This window comes from Aeromonas sp. s9 (assembly GCF_040907765.1).
Classification (GTDB): Bacteria; Pseudomonadota; Gammaproteobacteria; order Enterobacterales; family Aeromonadaceae; genus Aeromonas; species Aeromonas caviae.
Window position 1 is genome coordinate 19,863 of the sequence record NZ_JBFOCK010000006.1, and the last position, 21,699, is coordinate 41,561.

15 protein-coding genes and 1 pseudogene are annotated in these 21,699 nt (G+C 64.9%); 5 read left to right on the forward strand and 11 right to left on the reverse strand.

The window, feature by feature from the left end; translation table 11 throughout:
- Positions 1-417 precede the first annotated feature (417 nt).
- Both AB5Y54_RS00435 and AB5Y54_RS00440 read left to right on the forward strand, forming a co-directional pair.
- Positions 418-2,562 (forward strand): TonB-dependent siderophore receptor, encoded by a 2,145-nt coding sequence (locus tag AB5Y54_RS00435; RefSeq protein WP_368153061.1) that lies wholly within the window; start codon positions 418-420, stop codon positions 2,560-2,562.
- A 146-nt stretch (positions 2,563-2,708) separates the two neighbouring features.
- A complete protein-coding gene (locus tag AB5Y54_RS00440) occupies positions 2,709-3,431 on the forward strand; it encodes a siderophore ferric iron reductase (RefSeq protein WP_368153111.1) in 723 nt (240 codons plus the stop codon).
- 73 nt (positions 3,432-3,504) lie between these two features.
- On the opposite strand, the gene AB5Y54_RS00445 is transcribed toward AB5Y54_RS00440, so the two are convergent.
- Positions 3,505-4,440, reverse strand: coding sequence for a LysR substrate-binding domain-containing protein (locus AB5Y54_RS00445; protein ID WP_039041273.1), 936 nt, complete (start codon positions 4,438-4,440; stop codon positions 3,505-3,507).
- A gap of 161 nt (positions 4,441-4,601) precedes the next feature.
- Between AB5Y54_RS00445 and metE the strand changes: the two genes are divergently transcribed.
- Positions 4,602-6,866 carry a 5-methyltetrahydropteroyltriglutamate--homocysteine S-methyltransferase gene (metE, locus tag AB5Y54_RS00450; RefSeq protein ID WP_160839232.1) on the forward strand — a complete coding sequence of 755 codons (2,265 nt, stop codon included), beginning with the start codon at positions 4,602-4,604 and terminating at the stop codon, positions 6,864-6,866.
- Between the two features lie 93 nt (positions 6,867-6,959).
- Here metE and AB5Y54_RS00455 read toward each other — a convergent pair whose 3' ends face one another.
- Positions 6,960-8,072: a glycosyltransferase family 9 protein gene (locus tag AB5Y54_RS00455; protein WP_368153064.1), complete on the reverse strand. Its 1,113-nt coding sequence runs from the start codon at positions 8,070-8,072 to the stop codon at positions 6,960-6,962.
- Between the two features lie 177 nt (positions 8,073-8,249).
- Between AB5Y54_RS00455 and AB5Y54_RS00460 the strand changes: the two genes are divergently transcribed.
- The gene (locus AB5Y54_RS00460; protein ID WP_368153066.1) at positions 8,250-9,383 is read left to right on the forward strand and encodes an HPP family protein; all 1,134 of its coding nucleotides are present in this window, start codon (positions 8,250-8,252) and stop codon (positions 9,381-9,383) included.
- 30 nt (positions 9,384-9,413) lie between these two features.
- Here AB5Y54_RS00460 and AB5Y54_RS00465 read toward each other — a convergent pair.
- A pseudogene (locus AB5Y54_RS00465) lies at positions 9,414-11,344 on the reverse strand (amidohydrolase).
- A 183-nt stretch (positions 11,345-11,527) separates the two neighbouring features.
- Between AB5Y54_RS00465 and AB5Y54_RS00470 the strand changes: the two are divergent.
- The gene (locus AB5Y54_RS00470) at positions 11,528-12,226 is read left to right on the forward strand and encodes a TetR/AcrR family transcriptional regulator (protein WP_199767332.1); all 699 of its coding nucleotides are present in this window, start codon (positions 11,528-11,530) and stop codon (positions 12,224-12,226) included.
- A gap of 54 nt (positions 12,227-12,280) precedes the next feature.
- Here AB5Y54_RS00470 and AB5Y54_RS00475 read toward each other — a convergent pair whose 3' ends face one another.
- The 8 genes from AB5Y54_RS00475 to nrfD form a co-directional block, all read right to left on the reverse strand.
- Positions 12,281-13,534 carry a D-amino acid dehydrogenase gene (locus AB5Y54_RS00475; RefSeq protein WP_201996974.1) on the reverse strand — a complete coding sequence of 418 codons (1,254 nt, stop codon included), beginning with the start codon at positions 13,532-13,534 and terminating at the stop codon, positions 12,281-12,283.
- A gap of 153 nt (positions 13,535-13,687) precedes the next feature.
- Positions 13,688-15,208 (reverse strand): cryptochrome/photolyase family protein, encoded by a 1,521-nt coding sequence (locus tag AB5Y54_RS00480; RefSeq protein ID WP_201996973.1) that lies wholly within the window; start codon positions 15,206-15,208, stop codon positions 13,688-13,690.
- A complete protein-coding gene (locus tag AB5Y54_RS00485) occupies positions 15,208-15,348 on the reverse strand; it encodes a DUF2256 domain-containing protein (protein ID WP_080944260.1) in 141 nt (46 codons plus the stop codon). Before AB5Y54_RS00485 ends, AB5Y54_RS00480 begins: the two co-directional genes overlap by 1 nt.
- A 161-nt stretch (positions 15,349-15,509) precedes the next feature.
- On the reverse strand, positions 15,510-16,430 hold the full coding sequence (locus AB5Y54_RS00490) for a serine hydrolase (protein WP_029314613.1): 921 nt from the start codon (positions 16,428-16,430) through the stop codon (positions 15,510-15,512).
- Between the two features lie 349 nt (positions 16,431-16,779).
- Entirely contained in the window at positions 16,780-17,970 is a 1,191-nt protein-coding gene (gene nrfF, locus AB5Y54_RS00495; protein WP_368153070.1) for a heme lyase NrfEFG subunit NrfF, read from the reverse strand.
- Entirely contained in the window at positions 17,967-18,566 is a 600-nt protein-coding gene (locus AB5Y54_RS00500; protein WP_368153072.1) for a DsbE family thiol:disulfide interchange protein, read from the reverse strand. Before AB5Y54_RS00500 ends, nrfF begins: the two co-directional genes overlap by 4 nt.
- Complete coding sequence (gene nrfE / locus AB5Y54_RS00505) at positions 18,563-20,524, reverse strand: heme lyase NrfEFG subunit NrfE (RefSeq protein WP_368153074.1); 1,962 nt, start codon at positions 20,522-20,524, stop codon at positions 18,563-18,565. Before nrfE ends, AB5Y54_RS00500 begins: the two co-directional genes overlap by 4 nt.
- A 173-nt stretch (positions 20,525-20,697) precedes the next feature.
- Entirely contained in the window at positions 20,698-21,651 is a 954-nt protein-coding gene (gene nrfD, locus AB5Y54_RS00510) for a cytochrome c nitrite reductase subunit NrfD (protein ID WP_201996968.1), read from the reverse strand.
- Positions 21,652-21,699: the final 48 nt, after the last annotated feature.

The following is a 21,699-nucleotide window of genomic DNA, read 5'->3' on the forward strand; positions in this document are numbered from 1 at the left end:
GGATGGCTTGGTATTGTCTCAATCAGGGCTGATAAAAGGGTGGGTATGCTATCGCCTCATTTATCAATAGCGATTGACCAGGATCAACAAGGGGAGGGCACACACGACCATACTTGTCAGATGAGTGTAAATATGGTGGTGAAAATGCCGCCATGTTCTGAATATGTGATGGTTACTTTCTAATTGGCTGTGCAAGTGAAGGCGGTGTCCTTCATCAGGCGGCCATGATGGGTGTTCTCTGAGAGCCTCGACGGCGTCGCCATGTTGCCTCCGATAGCAGATGGCATGCCTGCCACCCTCGCTTTCCCCGCTGCCGCGCCAACATGCCCCAAATTGTTAATATCGGGGCAAAATAGAACAATAAAATGCAAATGATATTTGTTACTATTCACACGCAGTAAGTAATCGAGGATTCAGATGCAGCTTGTTCACCCCCCTTTGACCCTGGTCGCCGTGACCATCTCCACCCTGCTTGCAGGCTCTGTACAGGCCGCCGCGCCCGAAAGCCAGGATACGGCCACCGCCGACGAGACCCTGACCGTACTCGGCCAGACCTATCGCAACACCGCGACCAAGACCCGGCTCGACCCCATCGAGACGCCCCAGGCCATCTCGGTGGTGGATGGGGAGACCCTGTCGCTGCGCGGTGTCAGCTCGGTGAGCGAGGCGCTGCGCTACGTGCCCGGCGTCAACACCGAGCTGCGGGGCGGGGCGGTCAACCGGCTGGATCTGTTCAACATCCGTGGCTTTGACAACTACCAGAACTTCTATGACGGCCTGCTGCTCCAGTACAACGACTGGAACCTGCAACCCCAGATAGATCCGGTGGCCATCGAGCAGCTGGAGGTGTTCAAGGGGCCGACATCGGTGCTCTATGGCAGCATGCCCCCCGGCGGCATGGTCAACCTCATCGCCAAGCGCCCCCAGCGGGAGAGCAAGCACAACGTGAGCGTGGCGACCGGCACGGGCACCCTCAAGGAGATGACCCTCGACAGCACCGGTGTCATCAACGAGCAGGTCGCCTATCGGCTGGTGGGGCTGGCCCGGGAGAAGGATGGCCAGGCGGTGACCTCGAAGGAGGAGCGCTACGTCTTTGCGCCGTCCCTGGACTGGCAGCTCGGCGAGCGCACCCTGCTGAACCTCAACCTTTACTACCAGAAGGATCCCGAGGCCGGCATCTACACCACTGTGCCCGCCAGCGGCTCGGCCAAGTCCAACCCCCTGGGGCAGCTTGGCAGCGACACCTTCCTTGGCGACGAGAACTGGAACGAGTACAACCGGGACGTGACCCTGCTGGGCTACAAGCTGAGCCACGACTTCAACGAGCGCTGGCAGGTGCTGCAAAATGCCCGCTACATGGATGCGTCCGCCTATCAGCGCAACACCTACAACGCGGCCCTGGCGGCGGACAACCGCACCCTGGCCCGCAACGCCTATCTCACCGATGAAGACTCTCGCGGCGTTGTCATCGACAACCAGCTGGCGGGCAAGGTACAGACGGGCTCTGCCCAGCACAACCTGCTGCTTGGGGTCGATTACCAGTACCTGGATGCCCATATCCTCTACCGGGATACCCTCGACTACTCGGCGCCCAGCATCGACATTTTCAACCCGAACCATAGCCAGATAGTCCCAGAGGCACTCACTTTCAATTACCAGGATAAAAAGGTGATCCGTCAGTCCCAGACCGGCGTCTATCTGCAGGATCAGGTGCGCCTCGATCGACTGGTGGCCATCGGCGGCGCCCGCTACGACCGCTACCGGATGGACACCGACAGCCGGACCCTCTATCAGGGGGCGGACAGCCAGTCCCTGGCCCACCTCGATCAGGACAACCTCTCCTTCCGTGTCGGCGCCCTCTATGAGCTGGATGGCGGCTTCTCCCCCTATGCGAGCTATGCCGAGAGTTTCGAGCCGGTGCCGGGGGCGGACAAGCAGGGCCAGGCGTTCAAACCGGCGACCGGCCATCAGTGGGAAGGGGGCGTCAAGTTCCTCTCCGACGACATGAGCAAGACGGCGACCCTGTCGGCGTTCCACATCACCAAGAAGAACGCCCTGGTGACGGATCCGGACAATGTCTACGGGCCCAAGCTGCAGACCGGGGAGACGGTCTCCAGGGGCATCGAGCTTGAGGGGAGAGCCGATCTCACCAGCCAGCTGGATCTGGCCCTCAACTACACCCTGATGGGCATGGAGATCACGCGTGACACCACCACGCTGCAGGGCAAGACGCCGGTCTGGGTCCCCAGACAGATGGCGTCGCTGTGGAGCAACTACTACCCCGGCGGCAACCTCGAGGGGATGCGAGTGGGCGCCGGCCTGCGCTACGTGGGGGAGGCCGAGATGGATGCCGCCAACACCGACAAGGTACCGGACTACCTCCTGATGGATATGTCCGCCTCCTACGATCTCGCCGCCCTCAGCGCAAGCCTGAAAGGGGTAGGGGTATCGCTTGGCGCCAGCAACCTGTTCAACAAGACCTACTACTCCTGCTACGACCAGAACAACTGCTGGTTCGGGGCCGAACGAAGCGTGGAGGCGCGACTCAAATACGCATTCTGACCTTGCGCCCCGGCACGCGCCCGGGGCCCTTTCAACGAATGGGCGAGGAGAGGGCGCGCGGTGTGCCGCGCAGCCTTGGTCGGGAGCACGGCCTTGGCCGGGAAAAAGCGGACGCGGAACGCGCCCTCGTCTCGGATCACCAGGCCCTGTTCGCGGCGGCGGCCAGCCTGATCCCGTCCCTCAAGGGGAACCTGGTGGCGGCCGGTGACGTGCGTCCGCCACTGACGGATGCCACCGGAGCGACGTCGGCCGAGGTGGCCGCAGCCCTCCATGCGCACTGGCAGCAGGCACACCCGGAGGCGGGACCCGCCTACTGGCTCACCCGCAGCTGGGGCATGCTCTGCTGGCAATCCATCTATCTCGCCATGGTGGCCGTCTACCGCCATCAGGCCGTGCCTGCCCTCGACAGGCTGGGACAGGGGCATGAGGCCGGCGTGGTGTCGGGCTTTACCCTGCCGGCCGAGCCCATGATCAAAGGGGAGGTCGGCGTGTTGATCAAGACGGCCGGGGAGCGACTCCAGGCGCACTGGCAGGGGCAGTTCACCCTCCTTGGGACGGCGCAGCGGCTGCGCCCCGGTTTCGTGCGCCCGCTCCTGGCGGACGATCTGCTGGCGGCCCTGGTGCGGGTGCCCGATTTCTTCGGGGAGGTGAGTCGGGAGGAGGTGAGGTCCCATGCTCCCCTCTGGCTTGAATCCTGTGGCCTGCCGTCGGCACATCTGACGGGCTGGTGCGAAGCAGGCCTGCCCCGGGACGAGGCCTTCCCGGGCTATGTGCGCCAGCGCTGCTGCCTGCACTACAAGCGCCGGGATGGGGAACTGTGTGGCAACTGCCCGCGAAGGCTGGGTGGGGCGAGGGGTGATGAATGCTGATACCCGACTCTTCGTCTGCGCGGGCAACCCGTGGTGAAAGCCGCCTGATCCTGGCGGCTTTTTTGTGCCCGGCTTACTGGGCCGCCATCCGGGTGCGAATGCGCTCGAACAGGCTCTGCAGGCAGGCCTGATCTTTGTCGGCGGCGCGCACGGCGCCATACATGTGGCGGCGAATGCCCTCCCCGAGAGGGCGCGCCTCAAGCAGGCCCTGGCGCACGAACTCCTCGCTGGCCCAGCGGGGCAGGGCGGCGAGCCCGAGCCCGGCGGCGGCCATCTGCAGCATGACCGAGGTGTTGTCCACCGGTTTGCAACGGGCGGGCTCCACCCCGGCCGGTTGCAGGAAACGGCTGAACACGTCCATGCGCGCCCGCTCCACCGGGTAGACCAACAGCACCTCCGGTCGCAGATCGTCCGGTGCGATGCGCCGCTGCTGGCAGAGGGGGTGATCCGGCGCCATCACCAGGGTGAGATCGAAGGCGAACAGCGGCTCGAAATGAAGATCCCCGCGGGCCTGCACATCCGAGGTGAGCAGCAGGTCGAGCTGGCCGCCAAGCAGGGCACTGATGGCATCGAAACCCGGCACCGACTCCACCTCCAGATCTACGCCGGGCCACTGGCGGCGAAAGTCCGGCAACAGCGGGAGCAGCCACTGGATGCAGCTGTGGCAATCGAGGGCCAGATGCAGCCTGCCCGCCTCGCCGCTGTGCAGGGCGACCAGCTGGCGCTCGGTCTGGGCCAGGGCGGGCAGCACCTGACGGGCCAGGGCCAGCAGATGCTGGCCTGCCGCCGTCAGCACCAGAGGGCGGCTTTTTCGAAGAAACAGCTCCAGATTGAGGCGGGTCTCCAGCTCCTTGAGCTGGTGGGAGAGGGCGGACTGGGTGAGGTTGAGGGTGAGTGCGGCCCCGGCCAGGGACCCTTGCTCGGCGAGGGCGCTGATGGTCTTCAGGTGTTTGAGATCGATGCCCAGATTGCTGCTCTGAGGGGGGCTGGATGGGGTGGGCGCGACCATGGCACTGCTCCTTTGTGCGTCAGTTGAGAAATTCTTGAGAGCCAGTTGAAGAGGATTCAATAGCCAAGGTCACCTTATCTTGTCATTTTGGATGTGTAAACATCTGGATGGCCAAACAATCCAGATCCTCATCAGATAAACGAGCATAAGGAATGGAACCTATGACCTGCGCACACACCCTGGGCTTTCCCCGTATCGGCGCCAAGCGCGAACTGAAATTTGCCCTCGAATCCTACTGGCGTGGCGAAACCACCCAGGCCGAGCTGGTCGCCGTGGGCAAGAGCCTGCGTGAGCGCCACTGGCAGGCCCAGCGTACCGCCGGGGTCAACCTGCTGCCGGTGGGGGATTTTGCCTGGTACGATCAGGTGTTGGGTACCAGCCTGCTGGTGGACGCCGTGCCTGCCCGTCACCGCCACGGCGACACCGACCTCGACACCCTGTTCCGGGTGGCCCGTGGCCGTGCGCCGACCGGCCCGGCGGCGGCCGCTGCCGAGATGACCAAGTGGTTCAACACCAACTACCACTACCTGGTGCCGGAATTTTACCGTGACCAGCGCTTCAAGCTGGGCTGGAGCCAGCTCTTTGACGAGGTGGAAGAGGCCAAGGCCCTTGGGCTGCCGGTCAAGGCGGTGTTGCTGGGCCCTGTCTCCTACCTGTGGCTTGGCAAGGAGAAAGAGAGCGGCTTCTCCCGCCTCGAACTGCTGGATCGCCTGCTGATCGTCTACCAGGAGATCCTGGCCAAACTGGCGGCCCAGGGGGTGGAGTGGGTGCAAATCGACGAGCCAGCCCTGGCGCTGGACCTGCCGGACGAGTGGCGCCTGGCCTACCTCAAGGCATATGAGCGCCTGAGCGGCCCCTGCAAGCTGCTGCTCACCACCTACTTCGGGTCCGTGGCCCATCAGCGGGACATCATCACCAGTCTGAAGGTGGACGGCCTGCACCTGGATCTGGTGGCTGCCCCCGAGCAGCTCGAGACCCTGGTCCCGCACCTGCCGGCCCAGTGGGTACTCTCGGCGGGTGTCATCAACGGCCGCAACGTCTGGCGTGCCAACCTGGCCAAGCTGGCGCCGACCCTCAAGGCCTTGAAAGAAAAGCTTGGCGAGCGCCTCTGGGTGGCCTCCTCCTGTTCCTTGCTGCACAGCCCGGTGGATTTGACCCTGGAGCACGAGCTGGATCCCCAGACCCGCAGCTGGTTCGCCTTCGCCCTGCAAAAGTGCTATGAGCTGGGGCTGCTGTCCGACTACCTGGACGGCGGCGCCCTGGACAAAATCGAGGCTTACAGCCAGCCCATCGTGGATCGGGAGTCTGACAGCCGGGTTCACAAGAAGGCGGTGCAGTCACGACTCGCCAGCCTGACCAACAGTGACTTCGATCGCCAGAGCGCCTACCCGGTGCGTGCCGACGCGCAGCGCTCGGATCTGAAGCTGCCGCTCCTGCCCACCACCACCATCGGCTCCTTCCCGCAGACCTCGGAAATCCGGGTGCTGCGTCAGGATTGGCGTGCCGGGCGCATCGATGACCAGGCTTACGAGGCGGGCATCCAGGCCCAGATCAAGGACGCGATTGAGCGCCAGGAGGCCATCGGGCTGGACGTGCTGGTGCACGGCGAGGCCGAGCGCAACGACATGGTGGAGTATTTCGGGGAGCTGCTGGACGGCTTTGCCATCACCCGCTTTGGCTGGGTACAGAGCTATGGCTCCCGCTGCGTGAAGCCGCCGGTGATCACCCGTGACATCGACCGTCCGACCCCCATGACCCTTGAGTGGACGAAGTTTGCCCAGAGCCTGACCGACAAGCCGGTGAAGGGCATGCTGACCGGCCCCGTGACCATTCTCTGCTGGTCCTTCCCGCGGGAAGACGTGAGCCGCGAGCAGTCCGCCCTGCAGATTGGCCTGGCCATTCGCGATGAGGTGGCTGACTTGGAAGCCGCCGGCATCAAGATCATCCAGATCGACGAGCCGGCGATCCGCGAAGGGCTGCCCCTGCGCAAGCAGGATCACCAGGCCTATCTCGACTGGGCGGTGCGCGCCTTCCGCCTGAGCGCAAGCCCGGTGGTGGACAGCACCCAGATCCACACCCACATGTGTTACAGCGACTTCAACCTCATCATCGAGGCGGTGGCGGCGCTGGACGCGGATGTGATCACCATCGAGACGAGCCGCAGCCAGATGCAGTTGCTCGAAGCGTTCGAGCGCTTCAACTACCCCAACGAGATCGGCCCGGGCGTCTACGACATCCACTCGCCGAACGTACCGAGCCAGGGCTGGATTGAAGACCTCATCCGCAAGGCTGCACAACAAATCCCGGCAGACCGGCTCTGGGTGAACCCGGACTGCGGCCTCAAGACCCGCGGCTGGGAAGAGACCACCGCAGCCCTGAAGGTGATGGTCGATGCGACCCGGGCGCTGCGCGCCGAGCTGGCCTGAGGGCTTCCATTCACCCGGACGAGCGCCCGGTGAGTGTCACCAAGACGAGAGAGGGAAGGCGACAGCCTTCCCTCTTTTTTGCATGGCCGCTCCCTAGAGGGGGATCAGGGCGGGGTGGGAGGCGGGCTGGTAGCGGGTGGGGGAAACCGACATCGTCACCGGGTGAGGGGCGCTTGCGAGCGCCTCGGCCAGCCACTGTTGGTCGAGGGGGATGGCATTGCGATCCTCGATCACCAGATTGAGGTGCTGGGCACCCAGGCACCCGTAGCGGGCGGGGTCGGTCTGGGTAAAGAGGCCAAGACAGGGCACACCGCTGGCGGCAGCCAGGTGCAGGGGACCGGTGTCGGCGCTGACGAAGAGGGAGAGGCCGCCCGTGAAGCGGGCCAGCTCCCCCATGTTGCCAAGGGAAACGTGCACGTCCCCGAGCAGGTGCTCGGGGGCGGCGGGATCCGCGAGCTGGATCAGCAGGGCATCCGGGCTGTGACGGCGCAGATCCCCAAGCAACCGCTGCCACTGGGGCTGGGAGAGCCCCTTGCCCTTGCGGGCGCCGGTGAAAAAGCCGATCAGGGGACGGCCAGGATGGGCTCGTCGCAGCGCACTCAAGGCCGGGCTTGGCCCCTGCAACAGGCTGCCAAGGGGAATGGGTTCGGCCGGATTGCCCGGTATGCCGAGCAGTTGCAGGGGCTGGTGGGCGTAGTGGCACTCACTGTCCGCAGCCCGCGGACGCGGGAAGATGAGATCCCCGTGGCCATCGTCGAAGCCGCATTTCTCACGGGCCTGTACCCAGGCGGCGATGAAGTGATCCGTACTGGAGGCGAAGGGGACGTAGACCCTGTCGTAGTGTTGGCGGCGCAGACACGAGAGTGCCGAGAGGGCGCCCGGCAGGTGTCTGCCCTGCAACCGGATCTGATGAATGTGCCGCAGGGGCAGATCGGCCAGGAAGGGGAGCAGGGCGGTGGGGCTGCACACCAGCTCCAGCTCGGCGTGGGGATGGGCGCGATGAAGCTGGTGCAGGAAGGGCAGCAGGAAGAGGTTGTTGCCGATGCGGTTGGTGCTGCGAATGACCAGGATCCGGCGGGGTGCCTGCGAAGAGGGCGGCAATGCGCTGCGACTGGCAAGCCAGCCGAGCAGGGTTCGCTCCAGTCCCGCCGTCCAGACCCGGCGTTGGCCGTCGAAGCGGCGCAGGGCATCGTTGAGGTGAGTCATACCGTTGGGCTCCAGTGTTGGGATGGCGTAAAGGGTGCCAGCGGACTCTTAAGACAATGTTAAGAAGGGAAAACGCGTGCGGATGATGGCCATGGCGGAGCGGGGGGCTGGTGCGGGACGGGGGAAAGTGGCTAGAATTGCGCATTTGAAATAAATGTTATCGTCCGCGGGAGCACCATGCAGTTCAGGGATTTTTTGCCGGTATCGACCAATACCAGCGTCAAAGAGAGTTGTTACGGCGCCCTTGGCGCCCTCATCGGCTTGCTCGGCACCGCCTTGCTGTGCCGCTGGGGGTTGGGGCTCGAGGTGCACTGGCTCATCGCCCCCATGGGGGCCTCCGCCGTGCTGCTGTTTGCCGCCCCGGCCAGCCCCCTGGCCCAGCCCTGGTCCATCCTTGTGGGCAACGGGGTGTCGGCCCTGATGGGGGTATTGAGTGCGAGCCTGGTGCCGGACATGGCTATCGCCTCGGCCCTGGCGGTGATGCTGGCCATCGCCGCCATGTTCCTCACCCGCAGCCTGCACCCGCCCGGCGGCGCCGTGGCCCTGACCGCCGTCATCGGCGGCGAGGGGATCCGGGCGCTCGGGGTCGGCTACGTGCTGCTGCCGGTGCTGCTCAACTCCCTGTTGCTGCTGAGTCTGGGCTTGCTCTACAACCGCGCCCTGGGGCGTCGTTATCCCCATGGCGGCAAGGCGGCGCCCAATCGCCACCAGACGGCGGATCCCCAGCCGAGTGCCCGACTCGCCACCCAGGACATCGACTTTGCCCTGCAAAAACACGGGGAGCTGCTGGACATCAGCCGCCAGGATTTGCAGGAGCTGCTGCAGGAGGCCCAGCTTCACGCCCTGCGCGAGCGGGTGGGGACGGTGCGTTGCCAGGATGTGATGTCGCGGGATCTCGTCGTGACGACGCCACAGGCGCTCGCCATGGAAGCGTGGCATCTGCTCTCCCACCACCAGATCAAGGCGCTGCCGGTGGTGGATGAGGGGGAGAGGCTGGTCGGCATCATCACCCTGCACGACCTGATGATCGACCGGGCGGGTCGCCAGCCGAGGGCGAAGGAGGCCCTTGAACAGCAGCAGGTGGTAGATCTGATGACCCGGGAGGTGCAGACGGCGCGGCGCTACCAGCCTCTCTACGATCTGGTGGAGGCCTTCTCCGACGGGGGGCTGCACCACATGCCGGTGGTGGAGGGGGAGCAGCTGGTGGGCATCATCACCCAGTCCGACATGGTGGCGGCCCTGTTCACCCTGGCTTTGCAGCCGGGGCTGGCGGAGGAGGTGCCCCCTGTGAGCCATAAGAATGAGCCATAAGAAACGGGCCCCTTGCGGGGCCCGTGTCATTCAGGGTCTGGGATAGACGGTCTGCCCCATGAAGACCGTCTGCTCGACCCGAGCATCGGCGATCTGCTCCGGGGTGCCGGCCTTGACCAGGGCGAACAGGTCCCTGTCCAGCACGATGAAGTCCGCCGACTTGCCCGCCTCGATGGAGCCGGTGATGTCGCCCTGACGGACCGCCCTGGCGCCGTTGATGGTGTAGGCGGCCAGCATCTCGGCAAGGGAGGTGCGCTGACTGGCCCGGAAGTCGTCGCCGCTGCCGGCCGCCTTCACTATGCCGGCGGCCATGTTCGCGAACGGGCGTGGGTCCCGGCTGTCCACCGGGGCGTCGCTGCCCGCCACCAGCACGGCGCCGGCCTGGCGCGAACGCTCGACCGGGTAGAGGGCGTCATGGAGATAGCCCATGGGGTCGTAGATGGCTTCGCTCAGGGACTGCCCTGCCTTGGTTGGCTGGATGAAGGGGCTGACCAGCATGTCGTAGGCAAGCTGGGGCGTGGTCCAGGCATAGGTGAAGGTGAGGTAGAGGCCAAGCTCGCCGAGGCGTTTCTGATCGTCCGGATGCACCACCTGCAGGTGAGCCAGGGTGTGGGGGATGCCGCTGTTCCCGTTGCTGGCGCGGGCCGCCTCCAGGGCATTGAGGGCCACCCGGGTGCTGCGATCGCCGATGCTGTGCATGTGGATGCCAAACCCGGCCCCATCCAGTGCCGTGACGTAGCGCGTCAGATCCGCCTCCTTGTAGTTGACTATGCCGTTGCTGCCCGCATCCTCGCTGTCCGCAGTGATGCTCACCTCGCCGCTGGCGGGATCCAGGGCCAGATGGGGACTGTGGTAGTTCTCCAGCATGCCGGCATTGGGCAGGAAGGGGGGCTGGTGAAGGGATCCCCCTCCAGCAAGCCGTCGAGGAAGATCTTGACCGCATCGGCCTTGATGAGGGGGTTGCCTGCGAAGGCGTCGCGCACCTGGTTCGCCTTGGCCAGGTGCCCGTCAATGTCCAGCTTGCCGCTGTAGTCATCCTGGTTGAAGCAGGTGGCGGCGGTGACGCGCATGTGCAGCAGATCCTGGTCCTGCATCTTGCGCAGCCGACCCCGGATGAAGTCGTTGGCGCAGGCATCCTGCACCCCCGTGATGCCGCGGGACGCCATCAGCTCGGAGATGGCGGGGAGTATCTTGTCATACTGGGCCGCAGCCTGTTCACCCTCCGCGCTCAGCACCCCGGTGTCGGGGACCGCAATGGCGCTGCGGGCCGCGTCCCGGACCACGCCGGTTGCGAGATCCACATAGGGGATGAAGGCCTCGAACACGCCGCCTGGAGCCAGGGTGGTGGCATTGAAGCCGACCACATTGCCCTCTTCGTCCTGTGCCTGCGCCAGCGCCTGGGAGTTGTAGCCGCCGGCATGGCCGTCGACCCCGGCCAGCATCACGGGGTTGTTCGGCGCCGCCGCATCCAGGGCCGCCAGCAGGGTGGCATGGGTGGCGGTGGGGGTGTTGCCGTCATAGGGCGACCACTGGTTGACCACCAGCCACTCCCCGGGAGCCGGGGCGTAGCGGGGCAGGCACTCGCCGATCTTGGCCGCCAGCTGATCCAGGTTGACGCTCTGGCCGTCCAGATCGCACATGTCCAGCGCCACGGTGCCGAGCAGGTGGATGTGGTTGTCGTGCAGGCCCGGCAGCACCATTTTGCCTTGCAGATCCACCACCTGGGTCGCACTGTTTTTCAAGGCCTCGGCCCCTTCGCGAGTGCCCACGTAAGTGAACTTGCCCCCTTGCACCACCATGGCCTCGGCCTGGCTGCGTTGCCCATCCTGGGTGTGGATCTTGCCGTTGAGATAGAGGGTGTTGCCGGGCGGTGGCTCACTGTTGTCTTGCTGGCAGCCGAGCAGGCCACCTAGCAGCAGGGCGATGGTGCCCAGCCTGAGATTGGGGTGTTTGCTATCCATTGCGCGCTCTCCTTGGGTTAATTGCAGTTCTTACTGCAGATATGAGCACCTATGGTTATTGCAGCTACTCTGAAAAATGCCAGCGATTACTGCACTTTTTTTGACTTGTGTTTACCTTGTCTCATCATGTAGTTATGAACACCAGTTGCCCCTTGGGGGCGGACACCGCATCGGGGGAAGAGAATGTCACAACACGTGCTGCCGGCCGAACTTTGCATGCGGCGCCAACCCAGGCAACTGCGCAGCCAGGAGGTGGCGAGCCGCATCGAGCAGGCCACCCTGGCCCTGTTGCAGGAGCAGGGGTTTGCGGCCCTCAACACCAATGCCATCGCCGCCCGCGCCGGGGTGGGCATCAAGTCGCTCTACCATCTCTACCCCAACAAGGAGGCCATTATCTGCCGGCTGGCCATGGACTGGCTGGCGGCGGTGTGCGAGGCGCAGGAGCGCATCCGCGAGCAGGCCGACAGCTGGCCCCAGACCCTGCTGCTGCTGGACGAGGCGCTGGAGGCACTGGATGAACGCTTCGTCGGGTATGGGGCGCTGTGGCAGGCGATGGATCTCATCCCCGCCCTGCACGGGGTCGAGCAGGAGCACGAGGGACGCCAGATTGCGTTCTGGTCCGAGCGGCTGCGCCACTTTGGCTGCCGCTGGCCCGAGCCCGAGCTCACCACCCTGGTGCGCTACTTCTACCGGACCGCGGACGTGGCCAAGCAGTGCACCAAGGGGCAGGGGGAGGCGGGCAGCGCGCTGTGGCAACTCCATAGACGCTGGAGCGAGCAGCTGATGATGGCGGCCATTGAGGAGCCTGACCCCGCCCGGGTCTGGCAGTCGATGCCGGGGCTGGCACCGGCTGGCCCAGTTCCGGCGAAGAGGGACGAATAAAGAGAGGGAGTGCCGGGCACTCCCTCTCTTGCATCTGGCATTGCGCCCAGCGGGCTAGCCGTAGCGGGCCAGGGTGAGCCCCTCGTCGCTGATGGCGGGGGCGCTGCCCGAGATGAGATCGCTGAGCAACCGGCCAGAGCCGGCCGCCATGGTCCAGCCCAGGGTGCCGTGGCCGGTATTGAGCCAGAGCCCGGGAATGGGACTTGGGCCCACCAGGGGCGTGCCGTCCGGCGTCATGGGGCGCAGCCCGGTCCAGAAGGTGGCCTGCTCCAGATTTCCCCCCTGGGGGAAGAGATCCCTCACCACCATGGCCAGGGTATCGTGGCGTCTGGGGTTGAGCGCCAGGTTGAAGCCCGAGAGTTCGGCCATGCCGCCCACCCGGATCCGTTCGTCGAAGCGGGTGATGGCGACCTTGTAGGTCTCGTCCAGCACGGTGCTGCGCGGGGCGCCCTCGGCATCCGTCATCGGCAGGGTGAGGGAGTACCCCTTGACCGGGTAGACGGGGAGCTCAATTCCGAGGGGGCGCAGGAAGCCGGTGCCATAACTGCCGAGGGCACAGACGATGGCGTCGGCCTGGAAGCGCTGCTCGCCGGCACGGACCGCCACGGCGCGTCCCTTCGCGATCTCGACCTCGTCGATGGCGCAGTTGAAGACGAAGCTCACCCCGAGCTTGCGGGCCTCGTCAGCCAGGGCCTGGGTGAAGCGGAAGCAATCCCCCGTCTCGTCCCCCGGCAGGCGCAGGCCCCCCACCACCTTGCCACGCACCCTTGCCAGGGCGGGCTCGACCTCCTCGCAGCCGTCGGCATTCAGAGACTGATAGGGGACGCCGTACTCTTCGAGCACGGCGATGTCGCGCTGGCTGGCATCGCGCTGGGCCTGACTGCGAAACAGTTGCAGGGTGCCGAGCTGGCGCCCCTCGTAGTCCAGCGCCAGCTCATCGCGCAACTGCTTCATGCAGTCGCGGCTGTATTCGGCCAGCCGCACCATGCGCCCCTTGTTGACTGCATAGGCTGCTGGCGTGCAGTTGGCGAACATCTTCAGCATCCAGCGCAGCTGGAAGGGGTCCGAGGTGGGCCGCACCGTGAAGGGGGCGTGCTTTTGCAGCAGCCATTTGGCGGCCTTGAGGGGAATGCCGGGGGCAGCCCAGGGGGAAGCATAACCCGGGGAGATCTGACCCGCGTTGGCATGGCTGGTTTCAAGGGCCACCCCGTCACGCCGCTCCAGCAGGGTCACCTTGTGACCGGCCTTGGCCAGATACCAGGCGCTGGTCACACCGACCACGCCACCACCGAGTACCACTATGTCCATCTTGTCTCTCCTTGACTGGGGCCTTCACCTTAATCAGCCGCCACAGGATATTCAACTGGTGTCGATGTCATTGGTGGTTATTGCTATTCACATTTTGTTAACTGGCTCTCAATGTTGTCATTTGCTCACTTTCTGGCATGAAATCCGGTCGGTTCAGAGCCGCTCCAGGTGGAGCAGATGATGCTCTGCCGTCGTCAGGATGGCTTGTTGCTGTTCTGTGGTTTGGCCATCCCAGTTGGCATAGGGCAGGGCGAGGCGAGGGTTGTTGCCAAGTTTGTCCCGGTTGCGCCAGAGAAAGTGCCAATAGAGGCTGTTGAAGGGGCAGCTGTCCGGCCCGCTGCGGGCCTTCACCTGATAGTGACACCCCTTGCAGTAGTGGCCCATCCGCTCGAGATAGGCGCCGCTGCTGGCGTAGGGCTTGCTGCCCATCAGACCGCCATCGGCAAACTGGCTCATGCCGCGGGTGTTGGGCAGCTCCACCCACTCGATGGCATCCACATAGATGCCCAGATACCAGGCATCCACCTCGTCAGGGTGGATCCCCGCCAGCAGGGCGAAGTTGCCGGTCACCATCAGCCGCTGGATATGGTGGGCATAGGCGTGCTCCAGAGACTGTCGAATGGCGTGACGCACGCAGGCCATGCTGGTTTCTCCATTCCAGAAAAAACCGGGCAGGGGTCGCTCGGCCCGGAGAAAGTTGGTGCGCCGATACTCGGGCATCCTTTCCCAGTAGAGGGCGCGGACAAACTCGCGCCAGCCGAGGATCTGGCGGATGAACCCCTCCACCTGCGCCAGGGAAATGGTGGCCTGATTGGCCTGCCAGTGAGCTTGCGCAGCGCGGATCACCTCGAGGGGATGGAGCATCTTGCTGTTCATGGAAAACGACAAGCGGCTGTGGAACAGGCTCCAGCCCCGCTCGCTCAGGGCGTCCTGATAGCGACCGAAGTGGGGCAGGCAGTGTGCAAGGAAGTGTTCAAGCAGTGCGCGGCTCTGGCGCCGGGTGACGGGCCAGGGCAGGGCGTCGGCATCGGCACTGCCAATGGTGGCGACGCCGTGGCGGGTCAGCATGGCATCGATGTCGCTCACCTCGTTGGCAAAGGTGAGGGGCGCCGGGATGGGTTGGCTCGCCGGCAATTTGGCGCGATTCTCGGCATCGAAGTTCCAGCGCCCCCCAAGGGGCTGGCCGCGCTCATCGAGCAACACCCGGTACTGCTTTCGCAGGGCGCGGTAGAAGAACTCCATCCGGCTGTGGGGGTAGCGTCGCCAGCCATCGCGGGGGGTGAGAAAATGTTCGCTGTCCACCTCAGCGGTCGGGATGGCAAGGCCTGAGGCCCACTGGGTCAGTTGGCTTGCAAGGCGCCACTCGTCCGGGCTCTGCCAGGCGAAGCGCTCGGCCTGATACGCTTCTAGCTGGGCCGCCAGCAAGCTCGGCAAATCGGGCCAGGGGGCGCTCTCATCGAGAGTCAGGTAGCAGACCCGGTGGCCCGCCTTGGTGAGGGCGGCGGCGAAGGCGCGCATGGCGGCAAAGAAGGTGAGCACCTTCTGGCGATGGTGGCGGCAGTAGTCCGTCTCCTGGCGCAGCTCCGCCATCAGGTAGCAAACAGCGGCATCCTGCGTGCGAAACCAGCTGTGACCTGCGTTCAGTTGATCCCCGAGAATGAGGCGCAGCTCCATCAGGGGTGCTCCTTCCGACGACGGCAGCGTTCGCTGCAATAGCGCACTTCCTGCCAGCAGCGGGCCCACTTGCGCCGCCAGGCAAAAGGACGTTGGCAGACGGGACAGATCTTCTCGGGAAGATGGGGTTTGAGGTGCATGTGGCGGCCCTGTTGATGCCCTTGGTTTCTCTTTGCCTCCTTAACGAAGCACCATACGGTCGGGATCACCGGGGGAGCAGAAAGAGGCAATAGGGGGTGATTGCCACTCATGAAAAAGGCCCCCGCACCTGCCGGTTCGGGGGCCCTTGTTCTCGTAGCCGTTACTGGCTGCTGAAGAGCCTGGGCTGGGGAGTGGACTGCGCCGTCAGGGTCATGCGGCCCGAGGTTTCCAGCCAGCTCTTGATCTTTCTGGCATCGGCGACCCGTTCATCCGTGGTGTTGGCGTGAAGCAGTACCATGACCACGGGCTCGTTGTTGACCCGGGTTCCCATCACCAGGCAGCGCCCCGCCTCGCGGATATAACCGGTCTTGGAGACCAGAATGGGCCAGCTTCCTTCCCGTACCAGGCGGTTGGAGTTGAGGTAGTGCAGTTGGCGCTTGCCGTTGCGTACCAGACGCTGCTCGGAGGCGGTGTACTGGCGGATCAGCGGGTAGGTGGATGCGGCAGCAGCCAGTTTGGCGAGATCGTGTGCGGTGGAGACGTTGCGGGGGTTGAGCCCGGTGCTGTCGGCGAAATGGGTGCTCCACATGCCGAGCATGCGGGCCTTGGCATTCATTGCCTCGATAAAGGCTTTGCGGCCACCTGGGTAGTGCCGTCCCAAGGCGGAGGCGGCGCGGTTTTCAGAGGACATCAGTGCGATGTGCAGCATGTCGGCGCGACTCAGACGCGAGCCCACCGCGAGGCGCGACCCCGTGCCCTTGAGTCTGTCCACGTCATCCATGGTGACGGTGAGGGTCTCGTTGAGGCGCTGATTGCCATCCAGTACCACCAGCGCTGTCATCAGCTTGGTGATGGAGGCGATGGACATCACCCGGTTGGCGTTGCGCTCTGCCAGTGTCTCGCCGGTTTTCGGGTTGACGACCACGTAGGCATCGGATCTCAGCGGCAGGTTGCTGCGGGGTTCGAGCAGGCTGTTGGTGGAAGAAGAGGTCGCAGAAAACGGGTTGGCATGGGCGCTTTCCATGCTGGCGGGAAGGAGGAAGGCGCCGAGCAGCAAGGGAAGAAAAGGACGAAGGTTCATGGTTTGACTCTACTACGACTCACAGGGACATTTGGCTAAGTTATATGACGGTAATTGACGCTTCACAACGTCTGGTGGCCGGATATTTCCATTTTATGGGCCAGCGCACCTTGAAATCCCCCGCATCGGGGCTATTGGGCCCGCAAAAGGGAGTCATAGAGGCCTGTCAGGCCATGGCAGACACGCCACTACGGGGGCGCACTATATGCTGGCGAGGGGCGGGATGACGACTCTTTTTGCACCTTTCGGCGCCTTGGGATGATGAAAAGGTTGTTCATGGCGACCATGGCGATAAAAACGGCGCCCGGCAGGGAAGATGGCCCGCTGCATTATCGCCGTTTGCCCCGCTTCATCTTCCCATCATCCGCGCGGTCTGAATGGCCTCGATCAGCGCGGTCCGGTTGATACGGGGTCGCTCTTCATCGAGCAGTTGCTGCCACAGCGCAATGGCCTGGCTGTAGCGACCATGCAGGAAGTGATCGGAGGCGAGCAGCATCAGAGCGCTCACCTCACCCTTGTCCTGCTTGAGCGCGCTACCCAGCAGGCGCTGCGCCTCCGGGGTCAGCTGCTGGCCCGCCTGATAATAGAGCACGGTAGCCTGTGCGGCCTGGGTCGCCGCGCTGGCGCCCCCCTCCAGCAGAGCAAGACGCTGGTAGGCGAGCAGGGCATTGTCGTACTCGTCCCGATAGAGATAGAGCTGGCCGAGCGCCACCCAGCCGTCGAGATCGGTGGGGTTGGCTTGCAGGCGCTGGTGCAGGGCGCCCAGCTCCTTGTCCTGCAGATCCCGCGGGCTCAATCCCGCCAGCGGATCGGGGCGCGCCTGATACGCCTGCCACGCCTGATAGCGGCCGGTGCCGGCATAAATACCGGCCATCAGCGCCAGCAACAGGGCCCCAAGCAGCATCCAGGAGCGCAGCCAGGGCAGCGGACGGACGGTGCGGTCCTTGGCCAGCCGCTCGCGCAGGGCCTGCTCGGCAGGTGGGGTGGCGTTGGCGAGGCGGGCCAGCTCCAGCTCCCGGTAGAGGCGGCTGTGGGGGGCAAGCCCCGCCTGCTGCTCGGCCATGATCAGCCGGTTCAGCTCGGCCCTGGGGTCGTGAGCGAGCGCCCCCTCGGCTCTGTCGCCGACAAGCGGCACCCGCGCCGGTTGCCGGCGATGCAGGCTCCTGCGCAGGCGATGGAGCGCCAGCAGCAGCAAGAGGGCGGGGCCGCCCCACAGCAGCGCCGTGCTGCGCTTGAAGGGGGGATCGTAGCGCACGAAATCGCCGAAGCGCTCCGTCATGCGGGCGATCACCTGCTCATCAGACTGTCCCTCGTCCACCCAGCGGTAGACCTCAAGCCGCAGATCCCGGGCGATGGGGGAGTTGGACTCCACCAGGTTCTGGTTCTGGCACTGGGGGCAGCGCAGGGCGCGGGCCAGTTCCTGAGCGCGGGTCTGCCGCTCGGGGTGGCGAAACTCATAGGTGTCGACCCCGCTGGCAAGGGCCCCGAGGCTCAAGGCCAGCAAGAGCGGTGCGGTCAGGGCGTGGCCGAGACGGTTCATGGCTTGCTCTCCTGCACTTGTCTCTCTACTTCTCTCTCCGCTTCACTTTCCACTTCGGGCTGGCTGGCGATGTTGCTGCGGGCCTTTGCAAGCAGGGGGGCAAACTGGCGTTGCCAGATCTCCCGGGTGAGCAGGCCGGTATGGCGGGTCAGCAGGGTACCGTCGCCGGCGAAGAGATAGGTCTCCGGCGTGCCGTATACGCCGAGCTCAAGGGCCAGTTTGCCGTCGGGGTCGGCCAGCACGGTGCGATAGGGGTTGCCCGCCTCGGTGAGCCAGGCGCGGGCGGCATCGCCCTTGTCCCGGTAGTTGAGGCCATAGAGGGGCACGGCACTGGCCAGATCACCCAGCAGCGGATGCTCGGCGCGGCAGTTGGGGCACCAGCTGGCCCAGACGTTGAGCACGAAGGGCTCCCCCTTGAGCGCCGCGGTGTGGATGGGGGCGCCACCAAGTAGATCGTCACTCTGCCAGGCGGGCAGGGTGCGCCCGGCGACGGCCTCATCCTGGCTGTAGGGGTTGTTGCCAAGGCCGAGCCAGAGCAGGGCGCCGAGCCCCAGACTGAGCACGAGCGGCACGAACAGGCGCAGACGGGCGTTCATGATGGCTCCTGATTGAGCAGGGGGCGGGGCGAGCTTGCCGAGCTTTGGCGAGGGGCCAGCAGCGGCCGGCGGGCGAGCAGGCGCAGAGCGCCGCCCGTCATCATCAACAGGCCACCGAGCCAGATCCAGCGCACCAGCGGCTTATGGTGCAGTCGCATGGCATAGGCGCCGGGTCCCATCTTCTCGCCAAGCACCACGTAGAGATCGCCGAGCAATCCCCATTTGATCCCGGGTTCGTTCATGTTCATGGTGCGCACGCTGTAGTGACGCCGCTCCGGGGTCAGCCTGGCCACCTCTTTACCGTCCTTATGCACGCTGAGCGTGATGCGCTCGGCGGTGTAGTTGGGGCCGATGATCGGCTCGCTCCCCTCATAGCGAAACTCGAAGGCGCCGAGCCGATAGGGCTGGCCTGCGGCGAGTACCGCGCCCCCCTCCTGACTGTGGTGACTCACCTGCGCAATGCCGAGGGCGCACACCGCCACCCCGAGGTGGGCCAGCAGGCTGCCGAACCGATTGAGGGTGAGCTCGCGCAGGGCGACCGGTTGCAAGAGCGGGAGCAGCAGGCTGGCCATCAGCCAGAGGCTCAGCACGTTGGCCGCAAGCCCCAGCCAGCTTGCCCGCAGCGGCTCGGGATAGGCGAGGCTCAGCAAGGCGCCCCCCAGCAGGCCGAACAGGCATGGGAGCAGCACCTTGATGCGGCGCTGGGCTGCCAGATGTTGCCAGCGAAGGCGCGGCAGTTGGGTCATGAGCGCCATCAGGCAGAGGGCCAGCGGCACGAAGATGGTATTGAAATAGGGGGCGCCCACCGAGAGTGAACCCAGATGGAGCGACTGGAACACCATGGGGTAGAAGGTGCCGAGCAGCACGCTGGTGCAGGCCACGCTGAGCAGCAGAATGGTGGCGCCGAGCAGTCCCTCTTTTGACAGCAAGCCAAAGCGGGCATAGGGGGCGCGAATGTCCGCCCGCAGGGCAAACAGGGTGAGGGCGCAGGTCAATAGCAGGCCGAGCAGCAACAAGAGGGTGAGGCCGCGGCTGGGGTCCACCGCAAAGGCGTGTACCGAGGTGAGCACCCCGGAGCGCACCACGAAGGTACCGAGCAGGCTCAGCGAGAAAGTAAAGATGGAGAGCAGCAGCACGGCGTGGCCGTAAGCGCCGCGCTTCTCGCACACCACCAGGGCATGCAGCAGGGCGGTGCCGAGCAGCCAGGGCAAGAGGGAGGCATTTTCCACCGGATCCCAGAACCACCAGCCGCCCCAGCCGAGCTCGTAATAGGCCCACCAGGAGCCCAGCACGATGCCGGCGGTGAGAAACACCCAGGAGCCGAGCGCCCAGGGGCGGCTCCAGTGGGCCACGGCGCCATCGAGCCGACCCGAGTGCAGCGCCGCCATGGCGAAGGCGAAGTTAACCGCAAAGCCGACGTAACCGAGATAGAGCAGGGGCGGGTGAATGATGAGGCCGATGTCCTGCAGCATGGGGTTGAGATCGCGCCCCTCCAGCGGCCCCGGGAACTGGCGGTCAAATGGGCTGGAGAAGACCAGGGTATAGAGGCCGAACAGCCCGACGATCAGCCCCATGATGGCCAATACCCGGGTTGTGATCAGCGGATCGACCCGCCTGGAGCAAAGGGCCACCAGGGCGCCCCACAGCCCCAGCGCAAAGACAAAAAAGAGCATGGAGCCCTCGTGGCCGCCCCACACGGCCGCCAGCTTGAAGCCAAGGGGCAGGGCGCTGTTGGCGTGCTGGGCCACATAGACCAGGGTGAAGTCATCCTGGCCAAAACAGCTGGCGAGCAGCAGCAGGGCAGCCCCGAGCAGGAGCGCGACCAGGAGGGCCAGCGGTGCTGCGCAGCCGAGCAGCGGGCGTGAGGCGAGCCGCAGCCCTAGCCAGGGCAACAGCCCTTGCAGCAGGGCGAGCCCGGTCGCCAGCAACAGTGAGAGATAGCCGAGCTCTGCCAGCACACAACCTCCGTTTCAATCTTTGATGTCATTCATGTCATGCCACACACGCCGCGTCGTCTTCCTTTGGGGAAAAACATTGCCAAGCAACGGGTGTGGCATCACCAGAAATTCATTGGGCCAGCAACAAATCAGCGCCAGTCACCGGAGGGCGGCTGGCGCTGGTGGTCATGCCTTTAAATTACTGTCATCTGGCCGGCATAGAGCACGAAGTAGCGCAGCAGCAGGATCCCCACCAGGGTCAGGCTGCAGACCAGCACCAGATAGCCGTTCTTGGCCCGCAGCGGTGCGGGGGCCAGCAGGGCCAGCAGCTGGGGCAGCAGCATGCCGATCCCCACCACGCCCACCCAGAACACCTGGGCCCAGAAGCCGCTGCCGATGGCGGCCCACATGGCCACCTCTTTCTGGCCGCCACCGAAGTAGAGGCCGGTAAAGAAGCAGACCAACAGCAGGATCTCCACCGCCAGCACCGGCCGCTCGAAGCGGTGAACAAAGCTCACCCCCTGGCTGTGATGGTTCTCCTTGAACAGGGTGACCGCCAGCAAGATGGTGGAGGCGATGCCGGAGCTGACGCCGGAGGCCAGGAACAGCACCGGCAGTACCGGGTTGTTCAAGAGCGGATAGGTCTTGAGCGCCGAGAGCAGGAAGCCGGTATAGGCGCCGAGCAGCACGGCGAGCAGCAGCAGCAGTGGTGCCAGGATCTGTTCAACGCGTGCCAGCCAAGCGATCAGCCCATCCACAAAGGCGAACTTCTCTTGCAGCAGGTGACGGCGCAATGTCTCGATCTCGCTTCTGAACACCACCGCCAGCCAGGCGAACAGCACCGCCATGTAGAGCTGGAACAGCATGACCCCCATGGACATCACGGAGTCGAACTGGTAGTGGAACATCAGCTTCCAGAAGGTCCAGGGACGGGCCAGATGGAAGATAAGGATCAGTAACCCCAGCACCACGCTCACCGGCGCCAGAATGGCGGTCGCCTTGATGATGCCGCTCTCGCTGCCGGCCCCCTTCTTGCGCAACAGCACCGAGAGGGTGGTGGCCCCGGCGGAGATGCCGAGCAGGAAGAGATAGATGGCGATCGGCCAGTCCCACACCAGCGAGGAGAAGTGAAATGCGTCATGCAACATGATCCATTCCTCCTTCTGTTACTGCGGTAGATGGCGATGGGTCACATC